This is a genomic window from Senegalia massiliensis, assembly GCF_009911265.1.
Classification (GTDB): Bacteria; Bacillota; Clostridia; order Tissierellales; family SIT17; genus Anaeromonas; species Anaeromonas massiliensis_A.
Genome location: NZ_QXXA01000029.1, coordinates 1 through 10,473 on the forward strand (window position 1 = coordinate 1; position 10,473 = coordinate 10,473).

Genomic DNA, 10,473 nt, shown 5'->3' on the forward strand with positions numbered 1-10,473 from the left:
TAGCTTTATAATTTTACAACTTATAAGTTGTTGTTATCTACACTGTTCAATTTTCAAAGACCAATTCATTGTCGCTGCTTGCTAGCGACTCTTAATATTATATCAGGTTTTAAGTAGCTTGTCAAGAACTTTTTTTATTTTCTTTTAAATTCTTTTTTTATTTAGAAAGACAAGCTTTCCTGACGACTCTTAGTACTATATCAAATATATATATGCTTGTCAAGGATATTTTTGAGATTTTTTAAGTCATTTATATAATCATCTTTTATAGACCTATTATAAATTACTGCTGCTGGATGATACAAAGGATAGACAATATATTCTTTTCCCATTATAGTCTTATTTGTTTTCTTACCATGATAATTACCTATTGTAACACTATTATTTTCTAATATTGTCTTAAAAGGTACATTTCCCAAAGTTACAATTAGATCAGGTTCTATTATTGATATTTCTTCGAATAGGTAATCAGTGAAATTATTTATTTCTTCTTTAATAGGTGTTCTATTTATATCCCTTCCTGTTTTTTTACTCTTTTTTGTTGGTCTATACTTTACTACATTTGTTATATAAATATCTTTTCTGTCTAATTTCAATATCTCCAAAAACTCATTTAAATATTTACCTGCAGCACCTACAAAAGGCTTTCTCTGTTCAACTTCATTTTTGCCAGGGGCTTCACCTATAAGTATTATTTTGCTATCTACACTTCCATTTCCTAATACTAACCTTTTTTCATTAAACTTCTTTTCTATAGTTTTATTAAATCGATTCATATTTGTTTGTTTATCCATAAATTTCTCCTTTTATAATTCTATAATTTGAATAAATAGAGCTAATCCATCATAAATATTACTATTATCTAATTATTTAAATGGGGGTATAAAAATGATTATATCTATAATTCTATTTATCTTAGGTTTGATTTTAATTGTAAAAGGTGGTGATTATTTCATTGAATCCTCTGTTGAAATAGCTAAAATTTCTAAATTACCAAAGATATTAATAGGAGCTACAATTGTAAGTGTTGCTACAACTACTCCAGAAGCTATTGTGTCCATAACTGCTTCTTTTAAAAATCATACCCAAATGAGTGTAGGCAATTCAATAGGATCTATAATTTGTAATACAGGTTTAATCCTAGGAATTACTTCTATTATAAGTCCTACTAAAGTTAAAGGTAATCTCACAAAATTAAAATCATTAATGTTAATAGTATTTTTCATTATATTTTTAAAATTATCTTTTGATAGAACTATTAACTATAGTGATGCTTGGATACTACTAATACTTTTAATTATATACATATTATTTGACTTACTAGTTATTATGTACAAAAAAAATAAAGCTATGAAGGAATATGAAACTATTTATTCTAAAAAAAATTATATCAAAATCATTCTATTATTTATTATAGGTATTGTAGGTATTTTTATAGGTTCTAACCTACTTATAAATAATGGTATTGTCATAGCGACATTTATAGGCATTCCTGAAGCAGTTATAAGTTTAACATTAATAGCATTAGGAACTTCATTACCTGAATTAACTACTGCATTAACTGCATTAAAAAAAGGTCATTCATCATTATCTATAGGTAATATAATAGGTGCAAATATCTTAAATATATCTTTAGTTCTAGGTACTTCTGGTTTTTTAAATGATCTTGACATATCTATACAGAATATCTACTTGGATTTTGTTATAGCATTTATATTAATATTAATACTAACACTTACATGTATATTTAGAGGTAAAGTCAATAGATTAGTAGGGTTTTCACTCTTTCTCATTTACATACTATATTTATTTATTTTATATTATATATACTTTTAAAATAAATATATAGACTAACTTTAAAAAAGTTAGTCTTATAATTAAAATATTAAATGTAATATTGGAACAGATATTAAGATTGTTATTATGACTCTTTCAACCCATATTATTAAAAAGTCTTTTAAGGTTAATGGTATTTCTGTAGCCATTATACAAGGTATTGATGCTGAAAAGAATAATATTTCTGATACACTTACTATACCTATAAAAAACTTTGTGATCAAATCAGCTTCAGTAACTAATAATGCTGGTAAAAACATCTCAGCTATACTTAACGCACTTGCCTTTGCTGCTAATAATGGGTTTGGTAATTTCACTAATAATGTAAAAGGATAAAATATATATCCTAATATATCAAACAATGGAGTATATTCTGCTAAAATTAATCCTATTACACCTATAGCCATCAATAAAGGTCCTATTGATAAAGCCAATTTTATACCAGCTTTCAAATTAATCCAGATTGATTCAAATAATGTAGGTGATTTATCGAAAGCTTTCATACCCTCTTTATAAGCTGTTTTAAATCTATTACTTTTAACTATTTTTTCATTATCTCCTTTTTGACCATTATAATATGAATCCGGCTTTTTATTTAATGGATAAATTCTAGTTGTTATAGCTGTAACTACAAAAGTAATTATAAGTGTTAACCAAAAGTATAATAGCCATTTATCCATTATCCCTAATGTATTAGCTACTATTACCATGAATGTAGCTGATACTGTAGAAAATCCTGTTGCAATAATTGAAGCTTCTTTTCCAGTATATTTCCCTTCAGTATAAACTCTATTAGTTATTAATAGTCCCAGTGAATAACTACCCACAAATGATGCTACTGCATCTATAGATGACCTTCCTGGCGTTTTCCAAATAGGTCTCATGATAATTTGCATAAATACACCTATAAATTCCATTAATCCATAATTAACTAAAAAGGCTAAAAATATGGAACCTATTGGTACTATTGTAGTTACTGGTATTACTATTTTACTATATATAAAAGGAATTAAATCTGGTTTTAACAATGCATTGGGACCTAATTCAAAAATCGCCATAAATATGAATATAATACCAACTAATTTTAATATAGAAAAAATTGATGTAGCTTTATCTTTATTCCATGTTTTATTTATAAAAGGAAGTACACCGCCTATTGTTACTATTAACCCAGCATATACTGGTCCAAAACTCGGTATAGCTTTAATATAATTTACTATATGATCTAAAGGTATAGAGCTTTTCCCCATTATAGTAACAGGTATAAAAAACATAAAAATACCAATTAAAGAATATAATATAAATTTGAAAATTTTGAAATTTTCATTTTTTCCTTTGTCTTTTTTAATTTCTACCATAAAATCACCCCTTATTAATTTATTATTCTGAATAATTAAGAAAAAGAAATATTTTCATTATATATATTATACTCTATTTTGATAAAAACACAAATAAAAATGACAATAGTACTATTGTCATTTTTTATTTGTTATTTATATTTTTAAAAACTAAATATGAATATACTGTTGTAAAAAATACTAAGACTAAAGCTCCTCCAATTGTTAACCAGATTGCAATTTCTCCTGTAATAAATCCTGAGACAATAAATAGTATTCCTAATACTACAAATACATATCTAGATGCTCTATGAGTTTTCTTCCATACTTCTTCACTTGCAAGAGTCCAAGGATTTCTTATACCAAAGAAATAATTGTGTCTTATTTGCCCCATATAATTACCTATAATTATGAATAATATTCCCACCCCAAGATTTACTAAGAGCTGTATATTTATATCATGACCTAGTGATACATATATTGAAATCCAATGAATCACTATTAAGAATATAATTACTGTAAATATAGTTATATTATAAGCTTTTTTATGCTTTTCATAGGATTCTTTTTTAGGATCGATTTTAGGCAAAAATTTCATTAATAAATAAAGAATTAATGGTAATAAAGCAGTAAAAAAAACAGCCTCTTTTCCCCAATATGAATTCACTTCGCCATCTATACCCCATTGTCTTGGAATTTCTTGTGGAAGATCATTATACACAAAAATTGTAGTAATAAATGATATTAATACTATAACAATTAAAATCCAATCTTTTTTCATCTCTAACTCTCCCCTCTAAAATCTAAAAACCATTTCATTACTTCTTGAACAACAGTAGTATTTAATGAATATATTATATTTTGACCTTCCTTTTCCCATAAAACTAATTCTGCATTTTTCAAAATATTTAAATGATGACTTATAGAAGGTTTACTTATATCAAATTTTTCCGATATTTGTCCTGCGGACATATCACTATCTTTCAAGTATTCTAGTATCTTACGTCTAGTAGGATCTGATAACGCTTTAAATACTTTGTTCAATTTATCACCTCATTCTATTAGATAGTTAGACAGTTAGATAACTATCTAACTATATTTTATATCTATACTATTTATTTGTCAATATAATAAAATATAGAAGCTATATACTTATATAGCTTCTATATTTTAATTAATATCTACAACCAAAACTTGGATAGCAGAATAATACTACTAATAGTAAAAAGAAAAATAACAATTCGCTACTTACTCCTTCTTCTCCAAAACACCCTAATAATTTACCTCTAGTTTCAGACATTTAATATCATTCCTTCCTTTAATATGTTATTTGTTAATCTAATATATAATACACATCAAAGAAAAAAATGTGATAACTTTTTTATTATTTTGTAGCACGTATAAACATTTGAGTCCAATAATATCCTCCATTATTATCTTTCGCTATACCTACTCCAATCTCATCAAATGAACTACTTAAAATATTTTTTCTATGCCCTGGAGAGTTCATCCAACCATCCATAACACTTTCTGCAGTTCTTTGACCATGTGCTATATTTTCACCTGCAGCAGTATATCTTATACCAAAGTCTTCCATCATCTTAAATGGTGAGCCATAAGTAGGTGATGTATGTGAAAAATAATTTTTATCTCTCATATCTGTAGACTTATATCTTGCTACTCTTGAAAGTTCCCAGTTCTTTTTTAAAGATGGCAAACCATTCTTACTACGTTCTATATTAACTAATTTTATAACTTGATCTTCTATAGATTTAGTTTCCTTAATTGTTGGTATAGTTATTTTTTGTCCTGGATATATAAGACTAGGATTTTTAATTTGTGTATTTGAATTAATTATCTCACTTAAACCGATTTCATATCTTGATGCTATTTTCCACATAGTGTCCCCGTATTTTACTGTATAAGTATTTTGTGCTGCAAATACCGGTACTGTCATTAATATTAATATTATTATAAATATACTTGAAATTTTCTTTTTCATATTCTCCCCCTTAAAATTTTTATTAGAATTTTCTCATGTAAAAATAAATATTATATAATCATTTGCCTTAAGATAATTATTATAAGGTAATTATTAGGGGTCAGGATTGTTACAATTACTATTATAGGGTATAATGAAGTAATATTCCAGCTTTTAAGCGTTGTAATTTATGGAGACCATATCAAAATTTACTATAAATATTGTTAAATTTTAGCATAATAGTTATATATAACTTTTAAATTAATGCTTTTGGACATAATAAGCTATTAGTGCATTTTATAAGTTTTTATTATTATTAAATGGGAAATAATATATAAAGGAGGAATTTAAGTGTTTCATAAAAATTTAAAAATAAAAAATAAATACAATAAATTACTTGCAGTAGTTTTAGACATCCCAAAATCAAATGTAAAAGATTATGTGATTTTTAATCATTGCTTTACCTGTTCAAAAAATTATAAAATTTATAATAATATCTCTAAAATATTGTTAGAAAATGGATATGCTACTATAAGATACGATATGATGGGACTTGGAAATAGTGAAGGTGATTTTTCTGATAGTTCATTTACTACAAATATTGAAGATTTGATCTCTGTCTATGAATATATAAAAGAAAATTATAAGGCTCCTAAATTTCTTATTGGTCATTCTTTAGGTGGATTAATATCTATCAAAGCTTCAAAAAAATTAAACTCTATTGAAGGAATAGCCACTATTGGTAGTCCTTTTAATTTTAATAATCTTATAGAAATATTTTCAAAATATAGTGATGAATTTGATAGAAAAGGATATGCTAGAATCAGTATATCAGGTAGAGATTTTAATATAAGTAATAAGTTTTTTAGGGAAATAAAAAATGAACCTATAGAAACTATGGTTCAAGACTTTAATAAATCAATTATTATATTTCATTCAGATGTTGATAGAGTTGTAAATTACAAACATGGGTTAAAGTTATTTGAAAACATTAATTCTCATAAAAATTTTATAACTCTAAAAAATGTTAATCATTTAGTAAGTGAAAGAAAGGATGCCTATTATATAGGAAATATATTAAGTAATTGGTTCCATAATATTTAAATAAAAAGAACTAAATTCAACAATTGTTGAATTTAGTTCTTTTTATTTTTTATTTCTTTCTGTATTTCTTTCAATGCTTTTTTTGAACCTCTTTTAATATCTCTTTTCAATTTTCTATCTTCATATGAAGTAAATAATGAGCTTAAATCATAATTATCTGGATACAATAATTCTCTTCTAGTTACAAGTTTTACTCTTTTAATATTTATTGATAAAAAATCATTATCTTTCATTATTTCTATGTTATTATATTTGTCTCTCTCATTATATACAATAGCATATTCACCTGTTTCAATAATTTGAATCTTGTCTCCTACATTCAATTTTAGATACTTATCTTTATTTAAATCTGTTTGTTCTATTATATTTTTTCTTCTAATTTTACTTTTTTTTATAATATCATAATTATATTTTTTATTTTCTATATATAATTTGGCTTTATCTAGTACAGATTTTTTAATACCCATTTTTCTTGATATCCATAATGCATTACTTTCTCCACCTTCTCCTATTACCATTTCATATAATGGCTCAAGTGACTCAGGATTAAATTTCATATAAGCATTCTGAAAATCAATATGCTCTTCAGCATAATTTTTAATCTCACCATAATGAGTAGTAGCTATAGTTATAGAACCCATCTTATATAATTCTTCTAATATAGCTATAGCGAGTCCTGCTCCTTCATTTGGTTCTGTTCCTGTGCCAATTTCGTCAAATAAAATTAAAGATGAATTATTTGCCTTATTCATTATGCTTGATATATTTTTCATATGAGATGAAAAAGTACTTAATGCATTTTTGATACTTTGATTATCACCTATATCTACTAAAATGTTTTCAAAAATTGATATTTCAGTGCCCTCTTTAGCTTTTATATGAAATCCTGATTGTACTGCCAATGTCAAAAGACCTATTGTTTTTAAAGATACTGTTTTTCCACCTGCATTAGGTCCTGTTATAACTAAAGATCTATAGTCTTTTCCTATATTAAAATTTAATGGTACAGGACTTTCTAGTAATGGATGTTCTCCATTTATTATATTTATATATCCATAAGAATTAATTTTTGGTTCTATTCCTCTTGTACTTCTACTATATTTTGCTTTAGCAAATATCATATCATATTGGGATATTAATTCTATATTAATATTTATAGGTTTAATTTTCTCATATATTAATCCAGTTAAAAATGCTAATATTTGATATTCTTCTAACTTTTCTTCATATCTTAAACTATTTAATTCATTATTTAATTTAGAAACTGAACTAGGTTCTATAAATACTGTTGTTCCTTTAGTGGATATATCTACAACTTCACCTTCTATATTATTTTTATAAGAAGATTTAATAGGAATTACATATTTATCATTCCTATTACTTATATAAAATTCTTGAATATACTTTTTATATTTTTGAGATGTCAAAAACTTGTTTAGTTTTTCTTGTATTTTATCATCAATATTTTCAATTTTTCTTCTTATTTTCTTTAATTCTTTACTAGCAGAAGAATCAACTCTATTATTTTTGATTGATTTATTTATTTCTTCTTCAATATCTCTAAATTCAGTTAAGGATAAAGCATATTCACTTAATGTAGGTGCATAAAAATTATAATCCAGCATGAATTTTTTAATTCTTCTACATCCTCGAAAAAAATCAGATGTCTTAATAATTTCATTAGGATCTAGTTGGCCAACTTTTTCTACCTTATCAATCAAATATTTAATATCATATATACCATCAAAGGGTATATGATTAGAATAATTTAATATACTCTTTGCCTCAGTAGTTTCTTTTTGCCTCTTTTTAATTGAGTTAATATTAGTATAAGGCTTTAAATTATCAATTAATTCCTTTCCTAAGCCACTTATACAATAGTCTTTTATCTTTTCTTTTAATCGATTATATTCTAATACTTCAAATGTATTATTATTCAATTTTATTTCCTCCTATATTTATAAGTTATCTTTAAAATAGGACAACTTAATAAATAAGGATACGTTAATTTTAGTTAAACGAACTTATTTATTAAGTTGCCTAACTACCACACTTAACAAATCATTATTTTTAAACATAAAACATTCTCCTTATCAACATATTTGTATATAATATTATCTCATGATTTATAGCTAATTATCAAGACAAATTAACTTTATTTTAATTCAACTTTATGCATTCGATAAATTGTCAATGATATTAATATAATCATATATATAATTGTAAATAATATGGAATTAATTAAAGAGTCGCTATAATCTCCAACTAATATACTTGATTGTTTAACTAAATAATATGGAGTAAATTTTACTGCCTTTTCTATAATACCTATTGTTGGAATTAGATATATAATACTTAAACTAAATATCCCAGCTAGTATACCTTTCTTAAATAAACTACTAGTGAATAATATTAAGCTTAAATTAAATAAAAAATACATTGAAAGTATAATAATACTTTTAGATACTCTTAAGATACTTATTGTTTCATCAGGAAATAGTAATTTTGAATAGTAATAATTAATACTAAATGCTATAAAAGTTATTATAATTATAGCTATACTATAAACAACATATTTTGCTAAAACTATTCCTGTAATATTCGCTTTATTTGAATAAGGTATTATAAGGGTCTTATTTTTAATTTCTTCAGATAGTAAACCCATTAATGTCAATACTAAAACTAAATTTCCAATTTGAAATAAATTCGACATATAACTTTGTATTGCGCCTACTTGATTATAATTTGTAAGCTGTGATAAATCTAAACCTGGAGCTTGACTTTCTAATATATTTGGTAATAATTTCAACATTAATGGGTCTAATAAAGCAAATATTATAAACCCTAAAGCTAATATTAAAAATTTATAGTTTCTTATTCCTTCCATTATTTCTTTTTTAAAATAAGATATAAAACTATTCATTTTCACTCACCACCTGAATAAATATATCTTCCAAATTTCTCCTTCTCAAATTAACAGATAATATAGACTCATCTATTTCTAACAATGTTTGTAGTATATATCTGCTATCAATTTCTCTATCTACAAATAGATTCATAGTATTATTTTTAAATTTAACTTCTTTAATCCAACTTTTATCTAACTTTTTTATTTTATCTGCTTCTACTTCATTTTTAAATTCTATATCATATATTGGTTGTAAATATCTCTTTTTTAATTTTTGTAACCTTTCTTCTAATATTATTTTACCCCCATGTAAAATTCCTACTGTATCACAGACTCTTTCTATGTCACTTAATATATGAGTCGATAAAAATACTGTAATATCTAACTTTTTAAGGTTTTCTATTATGTCTATTACATCTTTTCTACCCATTGGATCTAAAGCAGATGATGGTTCATCTAATAATAGAACTTTAGGATTATTATACATAGAAACAGCAATTCCTAATCGTTGTTTCATCCCTCTAGAATATCCTCCGATTTTTTTATTTATACTTTTATCAAGTTTTACTAAAGATATTAATTCCTTATTTTTAGTATTTATTTGATTTTTGTCATAACCTAAGATCTTCCCTATAAAATTAAGGTATTCTTTAGCTGTCATGTAAGGATAAAACTTAGGTTCCTCAGGTAAATAACCTATAGTCCCTTTTAACTTTTCTTTATTTTTAATCATATCTAAATCATTTATCTTTATATCTCCATCATTATAACCTATTATGCCTGCTAATATATTCATAGTAGTAGTTTTTCCAGAGCCATTATGACCTAAAAAACCATAAACTTCTCCTTTTTTAACTTTAAAATCTACACCTTTTAATACTTTATTTTCACCGTAATTTTTAATTAAGCTTCTAACATCAATTATCATAATTATTCCTTCTTCCAAATATTAAGAATACAATAGGTCCTATAGTAGAAATAAATAATACCACTAAAATCCAAACTATCTTGTTTACATTTTTCACACCATTTTTATATATAGATATAATGCAAAAAATTTTAAGACCAAATTCTAATATTATAACAGGTAACAACATTTTTATAATTTCCATTGTGCTAAATCCTTCTAACATCTTGAATCACCCTTTCAATAAATATCTATTAGATTATTAGATAAATATCTAAATATGTAATAAAAGTATAATATAATATATTATACTTTGTCAATAAATATTAAAAATAAGCATAAAAAAACCAGCAACGTCCTACTCTCCCAAGGCGTTACCACCTAAGTACCATCAGCGCTG

Annotated in this window: 12 protein-coding genes; 2 read left to right on the top strand and 10 right to left on the bottom strand. The window is 24.7% G+C overall.

Going from position 1 to position 10,473, the window contains the following annotated elements:
• Positions 1-200: 200 nt before the first annotated feature.
• Positions 201-794 (bottom strand): uracil-DNA glycosylase, encoded by a 594-nt coding sequence (locus D3Z33_RS16015; protein ID WP_160198776.1) that lies wholly within the window; start codon positions 792-794, stop codon positions 201-203.
• A 94-nt stretch (positions 795-888) separates the two neighbouring features.
• Here D3Z33_RS16015 and D3Z33_RS16020 point away from each other — a divergent pair, with 94 nt between their 5' ends.
• Positions 889-1,836 carry a calcium/sodium antiporter gene (locus D3Z33_RS16020; RefSeq protein WP_160198777.1) on the top strand — a complete coding sequence of 316 codons (948 nt, stop codon included), beginning with the start codon at positions 889-891 and terminating at the stop codon, positions 1,834-1,836.
• A 41-nt stretch (positions 1,837-1,877) separates the two neighbouring features.
• Here the strand turns inward: D3Z33_RS16020 and D3Z33_RS16025 are convergent, their stop codons facing one another.
• From D3Z33_RS16025 to safA, 5 genes are all read right to left on the bottom strand, one after another.
• The gene (locus D3Z33_RS16025) at positions 1,878-3,194 is read right to left on the bottom strand and encodes a YjiH family protein (protein WP_160198778.1); all 1,317 of its coding nucleotides are present in this window, start codon (positions 3,192-3,194) and stop codon (positions 1,878-1,880) included.
• A 124-nt stretch (positions 3,195-3,318) separates the two neighbouring features.
• Positions 3,319-3,954, bottom strand: a complete 636-nt coding sequence (locus tag D3Z33_RS16030) for an SdpI family protein (RefSeq protein WP_160198779.1) — start codon at positions 3,952-3,954, stop codon at positions 3,319-3,321.
• Between the two features lie 2 nt (positions 3,955-3,956).
• Complete coding sequence (locus D3Z33_RS16035; protein WP_160198780.1) at positions 3,957-4,217, bottom strand: autorepressor SdpR family transcription factor; 261 nt, start codon at positions 4,215-4,217, stop codon at positions 3,957-3,959.
• A 130-nt stretch (positions 4,218-4,347) separates the two neighbouring features.
• Complete coding sequence (locus tag D3Z33_RS17035; RefSeq protein WP_279279105.1) at positions 4,348-4,473, bottom strand: hypothetical protein; 126 nt, start codon at positions 4,471-4,473, stop codon at positions 4,348-4,350.
• A gap of 84 nt (positions 4,474-4,557) precedes the next feature.
• Entirely contained in the window at positions 4,558-5,175 is a 618-nt protein-coding gene (gene safA, locus D3Z33_RS16040) for a SafA/ExsA family spore coat assembly protein (RefSeq protein ID WP_160198781.1), read from the bottom strand.
• A gap of 330 nt (positions 5,176-5,505) precedes the next feature.
• On the opposite strand from safA, the gene D3Z33_RS16045 reads away from it, so the two are divergent.
• Positions 5,506-6,258, top strand: coding sequence for an alpha/beta fold hydrolase (locus D3Z33_RS16045; protein ID WP_160198782.1), 753 nt, complete (start codon positions 5,506-5,508; stop codon positions 6,256-6,258).
• Between the two features lie 32 nt (positions 6,259-6,290).
• Here the strand turns inward: D3Z33_RS16045 and D3Z33_RS16050 are convergent, their stop codons facing one another.
• The 4 genes from D3Z33_RS16050 to D3Z33_RS16065 all read right to left on the bottom strand — a co-directional run bounded on the left by D3Z33_RS16050 (position 6,291) and on the right by D3Z33_RS16065 (position 10,299).
• Entirely contained in the window at positions 6,291-8,198 is a 1,908-nt protein-coding gene (locus tag D3Z33_RS16050) for an endonuclease MutS2 (protein WP_160198783.1), read from the bottom strand.
• 215 nt (positions 8,199-8,413) lie between these two features.
• Entirely contained in the window at positions 8,414-9,181 is a 768-nt protein-coding gene (locus tag D3Z33_RS16055) for an ABC transporter permease (RefSeq protein WP_160198784.1), read from the bottom strand.
• Positions 9,174-10,094, bottom strand: a complete 921-nt coding sequence (locus tag D3Z33_RS16060; RefSeq protein ID WP_201750565.1) for an ABC transporter ATP-binding protein — start codon at positions 10,092-10,094, stop codon at positions 9,174-9,176. The genes D3Z33_RS16055 and D3Z33_RS16060 overlap by 8 nt, the downstream gene beginning before the upstream one ends.
• Positions 10,084-10,299, bottom strand: a complete 216-nt coding sequence (locus tag D3Z33_RS16065) for a PLDc N-terminal domain-containing protein (protein ID WP_160198785.1) — start codon at positions 10,297-10,299, stop codon at positions 10,084-10,086. The genes D3Z33_RS16060 and D3Z33_RS16065 overlap by 11 nt, the downstream gene beginning before the upstream one ends.
• Between the last annotated feature and the right edge of the window lie 174 nt (positions 10,300-10,473).

What these genes read in the sequence shown, in the direction of transcription:
- D3Z33_RS16020 (WP_160198777.1), top strand. Translation starts at nt 889, where the DNA reads ATGATTATATCTATAATTCTATTTATCTTAGGTTTGATTTTAATTGTA.
- D3Z33_RS16015 (WP_160198776.1), bottom strand. Translation starts at nt 794, where the DNA reads ATGGATAAACAAACAAATATGAATCGATTTAATAAAACTATAGAAAAG.
- D3Z33_RS16030 (WP_160198779.1), bottom strand. Translation starts at nt 3,954, where the DNA reads ATGAAAAAAGATTGGATTTTAATTGTTATAGTATTAATATCATTTATT.
- D3Z33_RS17035 (WP_279279105.1), bottom strand. Translation starts at nt 4,473, where the DNA reads ATGTCTGAAACTAGAGGTAAATTATTAGGGTGTTTTGGAGAAGAAGGA.
- D3Z33_RS16025 (WP_160198778.1), bottom strand. Translation starts at nt 3,194, where the DNA reads ATGGTAGAAATTAAAAAAGACAAAGGAAAAAATGAAAATTTCAAAATT.
- D3Z33_RS16060 (WP_201750565.1), bottom strand. Translation starts at nt 10,094, where the DNA reads ATGATAATTGATGTTAGAAGCTTAATTAAAAATTACGGTGAAAATAAA.
- safA (WP_160198781.1), bottom strand. Translation starts at nt 5,175, where the DNA reads ATGAAAAAGAAAATTTCAAGTATATTTATAATAATATTAATATTAATG.
- D3Z33_RS16055 (WP_160198784.1), bottom strand. Translation starts at nt 9,181, where the DNA reads ATGAATAGTTTTATATCTTATTTTAAAAAAGAAATAATGGAAGGAATA.
- D3Z33_RS16065 (WP_160198785.1), bottom strand. Translation starts at nt 10,299, where the DNA reads ATGTTAGAAGGATTTAGCACAATGGAAATTATAAAAATGTTGTTACCT.